Genomic DNA, 17,990 nt, shown 5'->3' with positions numbered 1-17,990 from the left:
CCGCGAGCGCCTTTTCTTCTGGAAGGGCGCTTTTGGTGATCGTGACCTGTCAGGTGGCGCCTCCTTCTGAAGGGGAGAAGCGGTGCCTGGGAGCCATATCAACGATCATCAGGTGAGATTATATATGAAGATGAGACAGACAGTGTCGCCGCGTTCAGCGGCGGCGTGCGCGGCGTTCAGCACGGCGACGGCCTATCGGCTGGAGCAGGATGCGCAGTTGCCGTCGCAAAAGAAGGCGCCGCGCGGTCGCCGTCGCCCCGATCCGCTGGCGGATATCTTCGATAGCGAGGTTGTACCGCTTCTGGAGAGTGCGCCGGGAATCCGCGCCGTCGCGGTGTTCGAAGAAATGCAGCGTCGTCATCCTGAGCTTCCCGATGGAGTGCGGCGGACGATGGAGCGTCGGATCCGCAGTTGGCGGGCGCTGCAAGGCCCGGATCGCGATGTGATCTTCCGCCGGTGCACGAGCCGGGGCGGATGGGGCTGTCGGATTTTACGGACATGGCCGATCTGGGTGTACGGATCGCGGGGGTCGAGCTCGACCACCGGCTGTATCACTTCCGGCTCGCCTGTTCGGGCTTCGAGCATGCCCATGTGATCCTTGGCGGCGAGAGTTATGTCGCGCTGGCGGAGGGTCTGCAAAATGCGCTGTGGGCGCTGGGCGGGGCGCCGCGTGAACATCGCAGCGACAGCCTGTCGGCGGCGTTCCGCAATCTGGATGCATCGGCGCGCGATGATCTGACGCACAGATATGACGCGCTGTGCCGCCATTACCGGATGGAGCCGAGCCGCAACAACCGCGGCGTTGCGCACGAGAATGGCGCGATAGAAAGCGCGCACGGGCATCTGAAGGCGGCAGTGCGTGATGCCCTGCTGATGCGCGGATCGGTCGACTTTGGCGAGCTTGCGGAATATCGACGCTTCATCGACGAGATCGTCGCGCGCAAGAATGCCCGGAGCGCGAAGCGCATCGACGCCGAGCGGGCGGTGCTTCAGTCGCTGCCGGGCATGCGCACCAGCGATTATGAAGAGGTGCTCGTCATGGTCACCTCCTCGGGCGGGTTCACGCTGCGCAAGGTCTTCTACACGGTGCCGTCGCGGCTGATCGGTCACCGGCTGCGGGTACGGCTTTACGACGACCGGCTTGAGCTCTTCCTCGGCGGCACGCCCCTGTTCACTCTGCCGCGCGGTCGCGCCGACCGCAAAGGCAAGCATGATCATGTCGTCGATTATCGCCATGTGATCCATGCGCTGCGGCGTAAGCCGATGGCGTTGCTGAACCTCGTTTACCGTGACCAGCTCTTCCCGCGCGAGGCCTATCGGCGCATGTTCGACCGGCTGATCGAGCGGCTCGCCGATCGGATGGCGTGCCGGACGATGGTCGAGTTGCTCAGCCTTGCACATGAGCGGGCCTGCGAGGCCGAGCTTGCTGGCGTGCTGGAATCCCTGCTGGCGACGCCGCAGGGCATGCCGGACATGGCAGCGCTGCGTGCGCGGTTCGCGCCCGACCCCGCGGCTTTACCCGAGGTTATCGTCGAGCTCGTCCCGCTGAGCGCCTATGAAGCGCTGCTGGCTCCTCGCGCGGAGGAAATGGCATGACCCAGGGCATCGATGCGACCAAGCTCACCCTGATGCTCAATGAGCTGCGGCTTCCGACAATCAAGCAGCTCTGGCCGACGTTCGCCGATCGGTCCGACAAGGAGGGCTGGCCGGCGGCACGGTTCCTCAGCGCCATCACCGAGCATGAGATCGCCGAACGCGGTCGCCGCCGGATGGAGCGGCATCTGGCGGAAGCAAAGCTGTTGCCGGGAAAGACGCTCGATACGTTCGACTTCGACGCGGTGCCGATGATATCGAAGGCGCAGGTCATGGCGATCTGCGCCGGAGACAGCTGGCTCGAAAACGGCGCGAACCTGATCCTGTTCGGCCCGCCCGGCGGGGGCAAATCGCACCTGTCGTCGGCGATCGGACTGGCGCTCATCGAAAAGGGCTGGCGCGTGCTGTTCGTCCGGACCTCCGACCTCGTCCAGAAACTGCAGGTTGCGCGCCGCGAGCTTACGCTCGAAAACGCGATCAATCGGCTCGATCGCTTCGATCTGCTGATCCTGGACGATCTGGCTTACGTCGCCAAGGACCAAGCCGAAACCTCGGTCCTGTTCGAGCTGATCAGCGCGCGATACGAGCGGCGTTCGCTGCTGATTACCGCCAACCAGCCGTTCGGCGAATGGAACCGGGTCTTCCCCGATCCCGCCATGACGCTGGCCGCTGTCGATCGCCTCGTGCACCACGCCACCATCTTCGAAATGAACGTCGAAAGCTATCGGCGGCGCGCCGCGATCGACCGAAAGCAGCACGGCGCAGGTCGGCCCGCAAAGGTCGCGACAATCAAAAATACCGGCCTGTCGCTCCACGACAATCAACCTGCGACATAGGCCTTGCCAGCGACAATTAAACACATCAAAACGGCACCGTCGCGGTCAGCGCTTCTCATCCTGATCGTCGCTAACTTCTCATCCAGATCGTCGCGCTACAGCCCGCGAGGCCGACCTCCTCCCGGTCGGCTATTTCCACGTCGTGTTCACGCTGCCTGCCGAGGTCGCCGCGATCGCCTTCCACAACAAGGCGCTCGTCTATGACCTGCTGTTCAAGGCGGCGGCCGATACGATGCTGACGATTGCCGCCGACCCGAAGCACCTCGGCGCCCGGATCGGCATCACCGCCGTCCTCCACACATGGGGCTCGGCGCTGACCCATCATCCCCATATCCACATGATCGTGCCCGGCGGCGGCATCTCGCGCGATGGAACACGCTGGATATCCGCACGCCCCGCCTTCCTGCTGCCGGTCCGCGTGCTTGGTGCCCTGTTCCGACGCCTGTTCCTAACCCGGCTGCGCGCGCTCCATGACCGCGGGCAGCTCGCCCTCTTTGGCAGCCTCACGCATCTCGCCGAACGACGCGCGTTCCTGCGGCACCTCTCGCCGGTCCGCAAGAAGCGCTGGGTCGTCTATGCCAAGCCACCGTTCGCTGGGCCCGAGGCGGTGCTCGCCTATCTGTCACGCTACACCCACCGGGTCGCGATATCGAACAGCCGCCTTCTCCGGTTCGATGAGGTCGGGGTCACCTTCCGCTACAAGGATTACCGCAAGTCCGGCGCCGGACGGCAGCAGGTCATGACGCTCGCTGCTGACGAGTTCATCCGCCGCTTTCTCCTCCACGCCCTGCCGCGTGGGTTCCATCGGATCCGCCACTATGGACTGCTCGCCAGCGCCAGGCGCAAGTATCATCTCGAACGCGCTCGCCGCCTGCTCAGCGTCGCACCTTCACCAGACGACGATCAACCCGCCGACCTCAAAGCTCAACCGCTATGCCCTTGCTGTGGCGGCACCATGATCATCATCGAGGTTTTCGAGCGCCGCTACCTCCCGCGTGCGCCGCCCTCTCCGGCACCGTCATCCGGGATACAGGCGCCGTGACCCGGCACGGCCTATCGCCAACACCATCCAGGGCAGACCCGCGCCTGGAAGCGGACCCGCTTGCGCTGGCCCTGCTCAAAAGCAGACGTCACACCACCAAAATCGGCCCGTCTGCTTTTGCACGTCCGCTTTTTCGACCCATATCCAGACGCTCCGCTACCGGAAGCGTCCGCTTTTGGGCTGCGCCCGGCTACCCCACCATCAGCGCAAAACAGCTTTCCCCATAGCTCGGCTCATGACCACCGCGGTTCGGGCACCGAAGACTTTCTGACGCCTGGCGGCGTCTGAAACTCTCAACGTCTGCAGCCAGTCAGCTAGTGGTCAAGGATGCTGTAAAGCTGACGAAGAGCGTTGCTACCTCCGCTTGCCATGGGGATTGCGGTGCTTCTGGCGGTTGCGGCGGTGATTGTCATCGTGGTGCTGCGCCGTCTGCTTCGCGGCATCAGGACGACGCTGAAGCAGGCGCTGGGCGATGCGCCGCCCGGCGCTGCCTGAGCGTCAGGGTGCGAGGAGTTCCTTGAGCGGGGTCCGGGTGTCGGCGAGTTGCCCGGGGGTTGCCAGCAGCCCCGCGGTGACGATCATGCGGCCCTGGACATAGTCCTTCGTCGCATTGACGCAGTCGATCGCGATCACCCTGCCCTGCTTCAGATAGACGACCGAGAAGCTGCGCGTCGCGGGGTCGCCGCGCAGAACCGCCCGGTCGTGCCCGGTCGACAGGCCCGCGGTCTGGAGCTTGAGGTCATACTGGTTCGACCAGAACCACGGGATCGCATGATAGGGCGCTTCGTCACCGACGATGCCTTTGGCGACGACATTGGCCTGGTCATTGGCGTTCTGCACCGATTCGAGCCGGATCACCGCGCCTTCGGCAAAGGGGTTTTCGTGCGCCGCGCAGTCGCCGATCGCGTAGATGTCGGGAAGGCTCGTCTTGCAATGGCGGTCGACGAGCACGCCGTTATCGCCCTCGGCGCCCGCCGCGAGCAGCGGCTCGACCGCCGGAACGATGCCGATGCCGACGATGACGAGGTCGGCGGGGATGACCTCGCCGTCCGACAGGCGAACGCCGGTGACATGCGCCTCGCCCTCGATCGCCTCGACGCAGACGCCGAGCCGGAGGTCCACCCCATGGTCGCGATGCTCCTTTTCGTAGAAGCGCGACAGAGCCTCGCCCGCGACGCGCGCGAGCACCCGGTCCTGCGCCTCGAGCAGCACGACCTGCTTGCCCGTCTTGGTCAGCACCGCCGCCGCCTCGAGCCCGATATAGCCGCCGCCGATCACGACGATCTGCCTCGCCGTTTCCGACGCCGCCTTCATCGCATCGGCATCGGCGCGGGTGCGCACGCCCTGCACACCGGGGAGATCGCCGCCGGGGATCGGCAGCATCCGCGGCGCGCCCCCCGTCGCCCAGACGAGCTTGCCGTAGCCGATCGTCTCGCCGCCGTCGGTCGTGACGGTGTGCGCCGCCGGGTCGACACCGACCACGCGCTTGCCGAGCAGCATCGTCACGTCGCGCTCGTCCCAATATCTGGCGGGGCGCAGCTGGATGCGCTCGAATTCCTTCTCGCCCGCGAAATACTCCTTCGACAAGGGCGGGCGCTCATAGGGAAGCTCCGGCTCGTCGCCGACGATCGCAACGCTCCCCGCAAACTTCTGCGTCCGCAGCATCACCGCAACCTGCGCACCGCCGTGACCGCCGCCCACAATCAATACCTCAAAATGCATCGATAACGCTCGCTCAAGCGGATATGTGACCCGAAATGTCAGGCGCCGGCACGTCAAAGCTCACGATGATCTTGGCATGTTTCTCGGGATCCGCGAGCGCATCGAAACCAGCTGCGACCCCTTCGGGCGGCACGATTCCGGTCAGGACGGGTGTCACGTCGATCCGACCCTCGGCGATATTGTCGAGCGTGGAGCGGAATTCGCCCGAGGTGTAATTCTGCGCAAAGCAGATATCGATTTCCTTGTTGAAGGCGATCACCTGATCGATCGAGCTCGGTTCCAGGACGTTGCCGACGACGACGACAAATCCGTTACGCGGCAACTCTTCGATGATATGCTGTACGACGCCCGGCCTGCCGACACATTCGAACGCAACCGCGCGCTGCTTCCTGTTGCCGATCCGCGCCCAGACGGACGCCTGCGTCTCGTCAGCAGCATCGACAACGATGTCCGCCCCCATCGCCTCCGCGAAGCGGCGCCGCGCCGGTGAAAAGTCGATGGCGATCACCGGGCCCAGCCCGCGAGCCTTGAGCGCCGCGATCACGGCAAGACCGATGGGACCGCAGCCGACGACCATGATACGGGCATCTTCGGGGACGCGCGCACGCGCCACGGCATGCTCGCCGATCGCGAAGGGTTCGGTCAGCGCGGCGTGATCGGCCGACAATCCGTTGCCGACGGGAAACAGCAGACGTTCCGTCAATACCATCCGCTCTGCAAACCCGCCGGGGAAGCGGTTGGAATAGCCGACATATTCCGCGCCGGCAGGTCCGGTTATATAGGGCAGGCCGACCACCAGCGTCCCCGGCGCGAGCCGCTGGTCCGTGTTCGGACCATGATCCAGTATCTCCCCGCAAAACTCATGCCCGAACACGACATCCGCCCTGGGATCGGTCGGCAGGTGAGAGCCCGAGCGCGTCATCCCATCCAGGAAATTGGCCAGATGATGGCGTGCGTGCAGATCGGTGCCGCAGATCCCGCAGGTGCGGGTCCGCACGAGCACCTGACCTTCACCCGGAGCCGGTTCGGGTTGCTCGGCGACGATGAGTTCGCCGTTTCGGAGGACAACCGCGCGCATCAGCCTTTCCCCGCCGCGGCATAGTGATAATTTGCGATCATAATATGCCTTCCAGTTTCTCGATCGTGACGGGCGTGGCAAGGCATGGGCCAATGAGCCGCGCTCGCGCGCGGATCGTCTCGCGCTTGCCATGCGCCACGGCGGCATCCGCGGACGCATAGATTTCGAGCATGCGGTAGCGGCCGCCCTCGGCGTCGCGCGTCAGGCAATAGAGCAAGGTGTCGGGCTCGTTCGCCCGGACGTCCGCAATCATCGCTTCGATAATCGATCGGAACTCCGCGTCCTTGTCGGGCAGGATATCGAGCGTGACGATCGTCGCGACCTGCGCCATCAGACCTCCCCCACCAGCGCACGCGCCTCCGCTTCCAGCCGCGGGATGTGATAGGCGGGAAACAGGTCCGTCGACGGCACGACGTCGCGCAGAATCTGCCGCGCGACCGTGACCTTGTGCACTTCCGTCGGTCCGTCGGCGAGCCCGAGGACATAGGACATGGCGATCTGGTCCATGAAGGGCATTTCATGGCTCACGCCAAGCGAGCCGTGCAAATGCAGCGCCCGGCTCGCAACATCGTGCAGCACGCGCGGCATTGCCGCTTTCACGGCGGCGATATCCTTCCGCACCATCCGATAGTCCTGATATTTGTCGATCAGCCACGCGGTGCGCAGGACGAGCAGGCGGAACTGCTCGAGTTCGGTCCAGCTATCGGCGATCTTCTCCTGCACGGTCTGTTTTTCGGCGAGCAGACCGTCGCGCGTCCGCCGCGACACGACACGTTCGCACATCATTTCGAACGCCTTGCGCGCCTCGCCGAGCGTCCGCATCGCATGATGGATCCGGCCTCCGCCCAGCCGCGTCTGCGCGACCGCAAACGCCTGTCCGCGCTTCCCGAGCATGTTCCCGGCCGGAACCCTGACGCCATTGAAGCGCAGATAGGCATGCATCGGAACCTTCTCGCCGACATGGCCGACGTCACGGACGATCTCCAGGCCGGGCGTTCCCGCAAGAATGATGAACATCGACATCCGCTCGTGGCGCGGTGCGTCGGGATCGGTGACCGCCATGACGATGAAGAAGGCGGCGCAGCTTGCGTTCGAGGCGAACCATTTTTCGCCGTCGATTACCCATTCACCGTCCGTTTCGACCGCTTTCGTCGTGAACAGCGTCGGATCGGCGCCCCCCTGCGGCTCGGTGATCGAGAAGCAGGAGACGATCTCATTCTCGAGGAGCGGTTTCAGGAAGCGGTCCTTCTGCTCGGGTGTGCCGTAATGCGCGAGGATTTCCGCGTTGCCGGTGTCCGGAGCCTGGCATCCGAAGACTACCGATCCGAATTTCGACCGGCCCAATATCTCGTTCATCAGCGCGAGCTTGACCTGCCCGAAACCCTTGCCGCCGAGTTCGGGCCCCAGGTGGCAGGCCCACAGTCCGCGATCCCTCACCTGCTGTTGCAGCGGACGGACCAACCTGATGTTTCGCGGGTTGGTCACATCATAGGGATTGTCGAGTACATGGTCGAGCGGCTCCACCTTTTCGCGCAAGAACGCCGCCATCCAGTCGAGTTCCGCCTGAAAATCAGGATCGGTTTCAAAGTCCCAGCCCAAATCTACCTCCATGTTACATATATGAGTAAGTAAATATATCGTGAGTTTTGCCCTTCGGCGGCCTTTGCTCAATCGATAGTGGAAAGCGGAGGGTTACCCGCGATCAGTTTCGATGCGCGATCGAAAAGGAAAGCCGCCTGCGCATGAAGGCGATCGCCAATGGCAGGATCGGCTTTGCCCGCAAACGACCGCGCATGCGTTCCCTCGACCAATATTCCGAGCCGGAAACATCCAAGCACCGCGTACCAGCGGATGTGCGACAGATCGCGTGGACTGTTGCGTCCATAATGCTCGACCAGTTCCTGGGCCGTTGGAAAACCGATCCACGGATGCGCGCCGACCGTGCCCGGAACCGGGCCTTCGGCACCGGGCCAGGTCGCCACCACCCAGCCGAGATCGACCAGCGGATCTCCAATGCTCGCGAGTTCCCAATCGACGATGGCCGCCAGTTCGGGGCCATCGGGGCGAAACATGACGTTGGAGAGATGATAGTCGCCATGCACGATGCCAGGCGTGAAACCCTCCGGCTTGTGGGCCGTGAGCCAGTCGGCGACCGTCTGGACGCCCGGCAGACCGCTCGCACCCGGCCATCCTTCATACTGCCGATAGTCGTCGAGTTGCTTCAGCCAGCGCGGCACCTGGCGATCGAGATAGCCGTCGATCCGACCGATATCGCCGAGGCCCACCGCAAAGGGATCGATACGGCCGAGCGCCACGATGCCGTCGATGAGCGCGAAGCCCATCGCGCGCTGGATGCGCGCGCTTTCGGCATGAAGGGGCGGCAGACGGTCATGCGCGTTGAAGCCGTCGATCCGCTTCATCACGAAAAAGGATGCGCCCAGCACGTCGTGATCGGGGCAATCGGCGACGATCGGCGGGTGCGGAACATCGCTGCCGCGCAACGCGGTCAGAAAGCGCGCCTCGCGCCGGATCGTGGCATTTCCGTCATATTGGGGAAACAACGGCGGTCGGCGAAGAACATAACGCTCGCCCTCGCGGTCGAACGCCAGCAGGATATTCTGGGTTCCCCCCGCCAGAGGCACGACATTTTCCAGCGGCCCCGATCCGACGCCGGCATCGTCGAGCCATTGTTCCAGACGCGCAAGATCCACCAGACGGCTCGCGTCCCGATCGGCTCCGGCATGGCTGAGAAAAGAGTCCGACATCATCTGCTACGTCCCTGCCGTCGCCGCCTGGTCGGCGCGTTGCCGATATTCGTCGCGAAGCAGGCGCTTGTAGAGTTTTCCGGTAGGCTGGCGCGGCAGTTCGTCCCGAAAATCGATTTGCCGCGGCACCTTGAGCCCACTGAGGCTCGCGCGGCAAAACAGCTTCAGTTCCTCAGCGAGCGCTTCGCCGCCGTCGGCGGGATCGAGCGGCTGCACCACCGCGACCACGCGCTCCCCCATATCTTCGTCGGGTGCGCCGATCACCGCCGCATCCGCCACCTTCGGGTGCGTGACGAGCAGATTCTCGATCTCCTGCGGATAGATGTTCACGCCCCCCGAAATGATGGTGAAGCTTTTGCGGTCGGTCAGGAAAAGATAGCCGTCTTCGTCGAGCCGCCCGATGTCGCCGAGCGTCTTCCAGCCCAGCCTGTTGCGGCTTGCCGCCGTTTTTTCCGGATCGAGATGATATTCGAAATCGTTGCCGCCCGCGAAATAGACAAGTCCTTCTTTGCCTGCTGGCAGTGGTTCGCCTTCATCGTTGCAGATATGGACCTCACAGAGCCGCGCGCGGCCGACCGAGCCTTTCTTCACAAGCCATTCCTCGGTCGACAAATGGGTCGTTCCACAGGATTCGGTGCCGCCATAATATTCGTGGATGATCGGCCCCCACCACGCGATCATCGCTTCCTTGACCGGAACCGGGCAGGGCGCCGCGGCGTGAATGGCCGTGACCATCGACGACATGTCGTATCGCGCCCGAACAGCTTCCGGCAGCTTCAGCATCCGCGAGAAATGGGTCGGCACCCATTGCGAATGCGTCACGCGATAGCGGTCGATCAATTCGAGCGCCCGCTCCTCGTCGAAACGCTCCATCAGAATCACCGTGCCGCCCAGACGATGGACGATCGTCGACCAGGACAGCGGCGCGGCATGATAGAGCGGGGCCGGCGACAGATAGACCATGTCGCGCGAACCGCCGTAGAGCGTGAGCATCAATTCGACGAGGTAATTGGGCTCGTCGATCGGGCCGGTCGGCAAGGGATGCTTGACGCCCTTCGGCTGTCCCGTCGTTCCCGACGAATAAAGCATCAGCGCGCCCGGCGATTCGTCGGCCACCGGCTCCGAAGGCATCGCCGCGACGGCATCTTCCCACGACCGAAAGGGCGACTCGATCCCGCCGGCCATATAGAGCGCGATGTCCGCCAGCCGATCGGCCAGCGGAAGCGCGACCGCCTTCAGCGCCGCGGACGTGACCAGAAGCTTTGCCCCGGCATTGCGAACGATATATTCGGCCTCGCCCGCCGTCAGCCTGGTCGAAATCCCGGTAAGATAGAGACCCGCACGCTGCGCCGCCCAGAAGATGGGATAATAGTGCACGCTGTTTTCCATCAGCAGCGCGACATTGTCGCCGCGGCGAAGGCCGTGGCGGCGGAAAAGATGCGCTGCACGGTTGGCTGCCGCTTCCAGTTCGGCATAGCTCACCGCCTCGCCCGAACCGGCCATGATATAGGCGGGCTTGTCGGGCGTCGCGCGGGCATGAACGAACGGATGCATGTCAGCCCAACTCCCCGATCATCGGCACAGGCAGAAAACGCGCGCCGCAAATCAGGACGGCACCGTCCTCGACCGGCAGCCCGCGGCTTCGGGCACGCTCGATCGCGAGGCCCGGATCGCGCATCGCAAGCGCGGTATAGGCGATACCCCGTCCATGCCGGTCGGTCGGGGTCACGAAACGAATCTCGGCACCGCGCAGCAACTCGATCCGCGGCGGCTCGTCACGGAGCGGCGCCGCGAGGACATGCGACCAGCGGCCCGCCGTGTCGACGGGATCGGCCGACTGGATCGCGACGGCGGCGATACCCTGAACGTCCGCGGTGCGCGCCGCAGGCCAGTTCGCGCCGCCCGCCGGATACCAGTGGCTATCGGCATCGCGCCAGTCCGAAGCGATCGGCGTGGAATCGATCGACGCCAATATGCCCCCGAACTCGCGCGGATGGATATGCGAACATTGGTGGTCCTCGACATCCATGACATCGACGATCTCGACCCCCGCCGCCTGAAGACGCGCGCGATGCGCCAGCGCGTCGGCCGCCTGCACGATGACCATATAGCCGCCATCTTCACCGCGTTTCGCCAGATAGCGGCCGGCCGAGGTGTTCGACTGAACGGGCTGGACCACCTCGATGAAATCGGAGCCCGCCGGCATCACGATATTCTTGAGGCCATAGTGAATGATCTCGGGGTCCCGGAAGGCGATTTTCAGTCCAAACACGGCTTCGAAATCGTCCGCCACCGGCTCGAGATCGGTCGACGCGAAGGCGACCTGTCGCAGCCGATAGTCCGCGCGGCCATTGTCGGCGACCGGCGTCATCGTCCCTGAAACCTGCCGGGGCGCTTCTCGGCAAAGGCGGCGAAAGCCTCCGCCCTGTCTTCGCTGTCGAACAGTTCCAGATGGCGCTCCGTCTCCAGCGCGACATAATCCGCGAAATCCATTCTCTCGGCGGCGAGATAATTGGCCTTCAATCCCCGGAGCGCCAGCGGCGCCATTCCGCAGAGCCGTGCAAGGAGAGCTTCGACTTCGGCCTCGAAAACTTCGTCGGGGAAGAGCCTGGCCAGCAGTCCGATCGCATGGGCCTCTGCGGCGTCGAACTTGCGCGGCAGAAAGGACAGATCGCGCGCGCGCGCCGCGCCGATCAGTCGGGGAAGCGACCAGGGAACGCCCATGTCGCCCGCAACCCCGACATCGAGGAACGCCGTGTTGAAACGAGCGCTGCGGTCGGCGACGCGAATATCGCACGCACACGCATATCCGAACCCCGCCCCGGCGCATCCGCCCCGGATCGCGGCGACCGTGACGGCGGGCATTTCATGGAGCAGAATGCTCGATCGGAAATCTTCGGGCCTGGCATCATCATGCCCCGCCTGAACATCGGGATCGCCATGATAAGCCTTCACATCGGCACCCGGACAGAAATCCGTGCCGTTGCCGCGGATCAGCAAAACCCGGATCGAAGCGTCCCGAGATGTCCGCTCAACCGCGTCGGCGAATTCGGCGGAGGTTTCGTCGGTCAGGCTGTTGCGGGCATGGGGCCGATTGAATTGTATCTGCGCGACCGCATCCCGGCGATCGAAGAGGATCGTGCGATAATCGCTCATGGCAACCGCACCTCCAGCGACCCGAAACGCGGCTCGCGGCGTTCGACGAAACTGCGCGCGCCCTCTTCGGCGTCGGAATGGGCGAGTGCTTCGTTCATCTGCCATTCGCACTCGATCGAGGCCTCGCGCAGGGCGGCCGACCAATGGGCATAGACCTGCCGCTTGATGACCGCCATCGCGCGCGGAGATACGCTGGCGGCGAGTTCCTCCACATAAGCCGCGACATCGTCGAGCAGCGCTTCGGGGTTGGAGATACGATCGGCGAGCCCGATCGCCAGCGCTTCGCGAGCGCCCACCTTGCGCGAGCTCCACAGCAGGTCGAGCGCGCGGCTGGTGCCGATCTGGCGAGGCAATATCCAGCTCATCGCATGTTCGGCGATCAGGCCGCGCCGCGAAAAGATCGTCGCCAGATAGGCATCGTCGGCGACGACGCGCATGTCGCACATCATGGCGAGCACGAAACCGCCACCGGCTGCCACTCCGTTGACCGCCGCGATTACCGGCTTGGGAACGCGCAGCAGGAAACTGAACAGCGCCGGAAGGTCGCCATCGCGGATATGGTCGCGGCCCTCGCTCTCGCGCCCCTCGATCACGCTCTGTTCGAGGAGGCTCACGTCGATTCCGGCGCAGAAAGCACGCCCCGTTCCGGTGACGACGATCGCGGTAACCGCGCTATCCCGTACCGCCTCGTCGATCCGATCCCGAAAGGCCGCCAGCATGTCATAGGTGAAGGCATTCAGCTTGTCGGGCCGGTTCAGGCGGACGATCGCCACCCTGCCCCTCACCTCATAACGGATATCGTCGCTCACGCTTCGCCCCCGCCGGCCTTGCGCAGGACGATCGTCTGCGGATTGGTATATTCGAGCATGCCGTCGATGCCATTTTCGACCCCCATGCCCGACTGCTTATGTCCGCCGAAGGAAGCGAAAGGCGTCACATGGAGCGCCTCGTTGATCCACACCGTCCCGGTCTCTAGCCGCCCTGCAATAGCGAGCGCGGCTTGCTCGTCCTTCGACCAGACCGATCCCGCCAGACCATAGTCCGACGCATTGGCACGCGCGACGGCTTCGTCGACCGAGTCGAATTTCATCAGCGGCAGAACGGGACCGAACTGCTCTTCCGCGACGATCCGGGCGTCATCCGGCGGATTGTCGACGAAGGTGATCGGAACGAAATAGCCGGGCCCGTCCGGCACTTCGCCCGCCGTGCGCAGCGCATAGCCTTGCTGCCGGGCGTCTTCTATCAGATCGACGACCCGCCGATATTGCAGCCGGTTCTGGATCGGCCCGAGGTCGACGCCCTGATGCGCGCCGTTCCCGACCTTCACCGTCGCGGCATAGGCGGTCAAGGCGTCGAGCAGTTCGTCATAGATATCCGCATGGATATAGACGCGCTTGGTCGCGATGCAGATTTGCCCGGCGTTGAAGAAGGCCGCCCAGAACAGCTTCTCGGCGGTGTCGCGGACATCGACATCGGGCAGGACGATCGCGGCATCGTTGCCGCCAAGCTCAAGCGTCACACGTTTCAGCGTGGCGGCCGCCGACGCCATCACCTTGCGGCCTGTCTGGGTCGAGCCCGTAAAGCTGATCTTGTCGATACCCGGATGCGCGGTCATCCACGGGCCCAGTTCGTCCTGCCCCGTCACGATGTTGAGCACGCCCGGCGGCAGTACCGCCTGCAACGCCTCACCGATGCGAAGCGTCGTCAGCGGCGTGAAGGGCGACGGTTTCAGCACCATCGTGTTCCCGGCGACCAGTGCCGGTGCGACCTTCCACATCGCCAGCGCGATCGGGAAGTTCCAAGGTGCGATTCCGCCGACCACGCCGATCGGCACGAAATGCGTTTCGGACCGTCGTTCCGCGTCATCCTCGTTGACGATCACCGGCGGCGACAGCGTCGACACCGCTTCGCACCAACGCGCGCCGTCGAGCAGATCGGCCTCCGCGGCCGCGTGCGGCTTGCCCTGTTCGGCCGTGAGGAGGTATTTCAGGTCGCCCGCCAGCTCGCGGATCACCTCGCCGATCCTCGCCACCAGCCGCTGCCGTTCGGCAAGCGGCGTCGCCCGCCAAGCCGGAAATGCCCCCCGCGCCGCCTCGACCGCTTCGTCGAGTTGAGCGCGGCTGCAATCGGGTGCGCGGCCGACGACCTCCTCGGTCGCCGGATTGAGGACATCAAACCATGCGGTGCCGGCAACCGGGCGGCCGCCGATGGTCATGGCGAAAGCGCCCGGTTCAGTCATGGGCTTCCCCCTTGCCGTGATCGGGAATGAGGACCGCCTTGATGCAGCGCCCCGCATGCTGGTCTTCGATCGCGCGGTTGATGTCCGCCAGCGGATAGGTCGTCACCAGCCGGTCGTATGGAAAGCGCCCGGCCTTGTAGTGCGCGATCAGTTCGGGAATGAAGACGTCGGGATCGCTGTCGCCTTCGATGATGCCCTGGACATGATGGCCCGCCAGGATGAAGCTGTTGACGTCCAGTGTGATCGTCGTGTCGGCCGCCTGCGCCGAGACCATGCCGAAATGACCGCGCACCGCGAGCGATGCCAGCACGGCGGCGAACGAGTCCGGCCGGCCGGTGGTGTCGAAGGCATATTCGACCCCATCGGGAAGGATATCCCGCACCGCGGCCGCCACGTCGTTGCCGATCGGATCGATCGCATGCGTCGCGCCGAGTTCGAGCGCGAGATCGCGGCGCGCGGCATGCGGCTCGACCACGATGATCGTGCCGCACCGCTGCACCGCGCCACCCATCACCGCCGCCAGCCCCACCGATCCCCCGCCGACGACGAGCAGCGACGAGCCCGCGGGGCAGGCAAGCGAACGCATCACGCCCCCCGCCCCTGTCTGGATACCGCAGCCGAGCGGCCCCAGCAGTTCAAGCGGAACCTCGTCGTCTTCGATACGCACGACATTGCTTTCATAGGCGAGCGCATATTCGGCGAAGGAGGATTGGCCGAAGAAGTTGGACGAGATCGGCTGACCGTCGAGCCGCACCGCCTTGCTGCCGTCTGGACGCGCGCCGCTCATGTTGAGACCGCCGAAATGCTGGCAATAGCTGGGCATGTGATCGGCGCAGCTGCGGCACGCCCCGCACGAGCGGAAGCTGAGGGCGACGCGGTCGCCGGGCCCCACTTTCGTCACGGCGGACCCGACCTTGACCACTTCGCCCGCGCCCTCGTGCCCCAGTACGGCGGGCGACCCGACCGGGATGAACTGGTCGCGGGCGATGAGGTCGGTGTGGCACAGGCCGACGCCCGCAATGCGGACGAGGATCTCGTCGGCGCGCGGTTCGTCTAGTTCGACCTCGCTCCAGCCGAATTCGGCAACATCCTCACGCGCGATCACAGCCTTGCACTTCATCGGTCATACCTCTTCATGATTGCGGCACCTGCCTCGATCTGGGCCGGTCACCGGAATTTTGTCGAGAAGGAAATGCCGAAGGTGCGCGGCATTCCGGTGAAGCGGATATAGCTGTCCTGTTCGCTGTCGGTGTTGGTCCAATAATATTTGTCGAGCAGATTCTTGCCCCACAGCGACACCTTCCAGTCGCTGTCGTTGCCGAAGAGGAAAATCGACGCATCGACGAGCGCGCGCGCGTTGATCGCGAGCAACGGATTCGATTCGAGTTGCCCCTTCGAACCCGACTGATAGTTCACGCCGACCGAGAAGCCCGCGCCCAGCGCATCGGATACGGGCGTCTCATAGTCGACCGAGGCCGTACCCATCCATTTGGGCGAGAGCTGGAAGGCTTCGCCGTCGAAATTGGCGGGTGTTCCGGCCAGCGTGAAGGCCGTGAAATCCTTGACCTCGGTATGCAGATAATTGCCAGAGAGGCGGAAGGTCAGTCCTTCGGCCACCCGCCCGGTCAGATCGGCTTCGAAGCCATAGACGACCGATTTCGGGATATTGACCAGCCGCTGCAAGGTCCCGAACACCGGGTCGAAGACACGCGCCGAAAGCTGCTTGTCGCGATAGTCGTAATAATAGCCGGCCATGTTGAGCTGCAGCTTGCGATCGGCGAGCGAAAGCTTGGTGCCGACTTCATAGGCGAGCACCTCTTCCTGCTTCGCGGGAAGCAGTTGCTGCTCGACATTGGCGGAGCTGAACGGGAACGCCCCCGCCTTGTAGCCGCGCGAGAAAGACGCGTAGAACAGGGTGCCCGGCTGCGGCGTCCAGTTGAGCGTGCCCTTGAAGGAGAAATTATCCTCGTTCAGCGGAATGGTGACCAGTCCTGACGATCCACTGAAATCATCCTTGTAGGTCAGGCATTGGTCCGGCTGCAGATTGACATTGGTCCCCGTGATCGCTGCAAGCGCGGTGTTCCAGATGGGCGCCGTATTGTCCATGAAATCGGCCGAGCATCCTTCGAACCGCTGCTTTTCCTTCGTGTAGCGCGCGCCGACGATCAGCTTGAACTGGTCGCTCAGTTCCAGATCGACATTGCCGAAGACACCGAAGGTCTTGTCGCGGATCGCGATGAGCGCCCGATAGGCACGGAAACCGTCCGCGATCTCGTCGGGCGTATAGCTGCTGGGCACGCTGGCGGCCACGGAGCGCAGCAAGCCGATGATCGACATGTCGGTGTCGAACCCGACAAGCTCGTCCTGGACCTTGTCCACGCCATAATAGGCGCCGACGAGCCAGGTCGCGGGGCCGTCCTGTCCGGTTATCCGGAACTCCTGCGAGAAGGAATTGATCTTGCCGATGGCATAGCGGCCGGCCGTTTCGAGCTGGGTGCCGCCCTTGTCGGTCATCTGCTCGCGATCGACATGGTTGAAGCCGGTCAAAGAGATGAACTGGTGATTGTCGTCGAGATCGAATTCGGCGCGGCCCGACAAGGCCTGGAAGTTCGCGCTGACGCGGTAAGGCGGACGCTCATATCCGTTGGCAAACGGGCCGGGATAGTCGAGCGGCGTCCAGTCGGCATCGCGGTTCGACTTGCCCGTGATCACGGACGCCGACCCCAGCGGGTTGCCGAACGCGGGCTGCTGCGGGTCATAGGCGATCGCCTGCGGGGCCTGCGTGTCCGATCGGTCGCGCCAGAAGCTGCCGGTCAGCGTGAGCTTCACGCCACCCCCGTCCCACGCCAGAATCGCTCGTCCCGCCTGCTGCGCGGCCTTGCCGAGTTCATCGTCGCGGGTGACGCTGCGCTGCCATTCATCGGCCCGGCCATTGACGCGAAGCGCCAAGCGCGCGCTCAGCCCCTCGGCAAGCGGCCCGGTGACATAGGCGGTCGCGTCATAGGCCAGGAAATTGCCCGCCTCGACCGCCACGCCCGCTTCGAACGTGTCGCTCGGCTTCGCCGGCACAAAATTGACGAGCCCGCCCGTCGTGTTGCGGCCATAGAGCGTCCCCTGCGGCCCCTTCAGAACCTCGACCCGCTCCATGTCGAAGAGGATATTGGTGCTCATGTACGGATAGGCGTAGGCAACCTCGTCGACATAGATGCCGACCGGCGATGTCGCCGACATGGAGTCGGTGTTGAAGCCGATGCCGCGGATCGTATAGATCGGCGTGCCGCCCGCCGACTTGGCCTCGGTGAAACCGGGGACCACGCGCGTCAGGTCCGCGACATCGCGGATATTCATGTCGCGCAACTGATCACCCGACAGCGCCGTGATCGAGATGGGGACCTTGTTGACCGACTCCTCGCGGCGCTGCGCCGTCACGATGATTTCGCCGACGCCCGGCGCACCGCCCGACGCGCTCTCCTTCTGCGCTGCCGCGTCCTGCGCGTGGGCGGCACCCCCGGCTGACATCGCCGCAATGGCGACCAACGATACGGCGGCGGCCCTGGAC

General features: G+C 64.4%; 14 protein-coding genes and 2 pseudogenes. 4 read left to right on the top strand and 12 right to left on the bottom strand.

Translation table 11 applies throughout. The annotated features are described in order from the left end of the window. Positions 1–82: 82 nt before the first annotated feature. From istA to AC2S9W_RS07505, 4 genes and pseudogenes are all read left to right on the top strand, one after another. Positions 83–1,596, top strand: a pseudogene (gene istA / locus AC2S9W_RS07520) (IS21 family transposase). After that, a complete protein-coding gene (gene istB, locus AC2S9W_RS07515) occupies positions 1,593–2,429 on the top strand; it encodes an IS21-like element helper ATPase IstB (RefSeq protein WP_067182650.1) in 837 nt (278 codons plus the stop codon). Before istA ends, istB begins: the two are co-directional and overlap by 4 nt. 100 nt (positions 2,430–2,529) lie before the next feature. Beyond that, positions 2,530–3,471: pseudogene (locus AC2S9W_RS07510) on the top strand (IS91 family transposase); the annotation flags it as partial. Between the two features lie 369 nt (positions 3,472–3,840). Next, on the top strand, positions 3,841–3,966 hold the full coding sequence (locus tag AC2S9W_RS07505) for a hypothetical protein (RefSeq protein ID WP_486571814.1): 126 nt from the start codon (positions 3,841–3,843) through the stop codon (positions 3,964–3,966). A 3-nt stretch (positions 3,967–3,969) separates the two neighbouring features. On the opposite strand, the gene AC2S9W_RS07500 is transcribed toward AC2S9W_RS07505, so the two are convergent. The 12 genes from AC2S9W_RS07500 to AC2S9W_RS07445 all read right to left on the bottom strand — a co-directional run bounded on the left by AC2S9W_RS07500 (position 3,970) and on the right by AC2S9W_RS07445 (position 17,950). Beyond that, entirely contained in the window at positions 3,970–5,193 is a 1,224-nt protein-coding gene (locus AC2S9W_RS07500) for an NAD(P)/FAD-dependent oxidoreductase (protein ID WP_486571813.1), read from the bottom strand. 13 nt (positions 5,194–5,206) lie between these two features. Continuing rightward, positions 5,207–6,271 (bottom strand): zinc-binding dehydrogenase, encoded by a 1,065-nt coding sequence (locus AC2S9W_RS07495; RefSeq protein WP_067108300.1) that lies wholly within the window; start codon positions 6,269–6,271, stop codon positions 5,207–5,209. Positions 6,272–6,308: 37 nt separating this feature from the next. Then, positions 6,309–6,602, bottom strand: coding sequence for a putative quinol monooxygenase (locus tag AC2S9W_RS07490; protein ID WP_067108298.1), 294 nt, complete (start codon positions 6,600–6,602; stop codon positions 6,309–6,311). After that, a complete protein-coding gene (locus AC2S9W_RS07485) occupies positions 6,602–7,870 on the bottom strand; it encodes an acyl-CoA dehydrogenase family protein (RefSeq protein WP_486571812.1) in 1,269 nt (422 codons plus the stop codon). The genes AC2S9W_RS07490 and AC2S9W_RS07485 overlap by 1 nt, the downstream gene beginning before the upstream one ends. Positions 7,871–7,938: 68 nt before the next feature. Continuing rightward, a complete protein-coding gene (locus AC2S9W_RS07480; RefSeq protein WP_286749646.1) occupies positions 7,939–9,039 on the bottom strand; it encodes a phosphotransferase family protein in 1,101 nt (366 codons plus the stop codon). Positions 9,040–9,042: 3 nt separating this feature from the next. After that, positions 9,043–10,590, bottom strand: coding sequence for an acyl-CoA synthetase (locus AC2S9W_RS07475; RefSeq protein WP_104959346.1), 1,548 nt, complete (start codon positions 10,588–10,590; stop codon positions 9,043–9,045). Position 10,591: 1 nt separating this feature from the next. Next, entirely contained in the window at positions 10,592–11,407 is an 816-nt protein-coding gene (locus AC2S9W_RS07470; RefSeq protein WP_486571811.1) for a VOC family protein, read from the bottom strand. After that, complete coding sequence (locus AC2S9W_RS07465; protein WP_486572065.1) at positions 11,404–12,192, bottom strand: enoyl-CoA hydratase/isomerase family protein; 789 nt, start codon at positions 12,190–12,192, stop codon at positions 11,404–11,406. The genes AC2S9W_RS07470 and AC2S9W_RS07465 overlap by 4 nt, the downstream gene beginning before the upstream one ends. After that, positions 12,189–13,001, bottom strand: a complete 813-nt coding sequence (locus tag AC2S9W_RS07460) for an enoyl-CoA hydratase-related protein (RefSeq protein WP_486571810.1) — start codon at positions 12,999–13,001, stop codon at positions 12,189–12,191. The genes AC2S9W_RS07465 and AC2S9W_RS07460 overlap by 4 nt, the downstream gene beginning before the upstream one ends. Then, complete coding sequence (locus AC2S9W_RS07455; RefSeq protein WP_337180368.1) at positions 12,998–14,431, bottom strand: aldehyde dehydrogenase family protein; 1,434 nt, start codon at positions 14,429–14,431, stop codon at positions 12,998–13,000. The genes AC2S9W_RS07460 and AC2S9W_RS07455 overlap by 4 nt, the downstream gene beginning before the upstream one ends. Next, positions 14,424–15,551 carry an NAD(P)-dependent alcohol dehydrogenase gene (locus AC2S9W_RS07450; protein ID WP_486571809.1) on the bottom strand — a complete coding sequence of 376 codons (1,128 nt, stop codon included), beginning with the start codon at positions 15,549–15,551 and terminating at the stop codon, positions 14,424–14,426. The genes AC2S9W_RS07455 and AC2S9W_RS07450 overlap by 8 nt, the downstream gene beginning before the upstream one ends. Positions 15,552–15,598: 47 nt before the next feature. Continuing rightward, positions 15,599–17,950, bottom strand: coding sequence for a TonB-dependent receptor (locus AC2S9W_RS07445; RefSeq protein ID WP_486571808.1), 2,352 nt, complete (start codon positions 17,948–17,950; stop codon positions 15,599–15,601). Between the last annotated feature and the right edge of the window lie 40 nt (positions 17,951–17,990).

The sequence above is a fragment of the Sphingopyxis sp. 550B genome (assembly GCF_057401805.1).
Note: the sequence above shows the minus strand (reverse complement) of the source record. Positions and strands in the feature narration are given on the sequence as shown.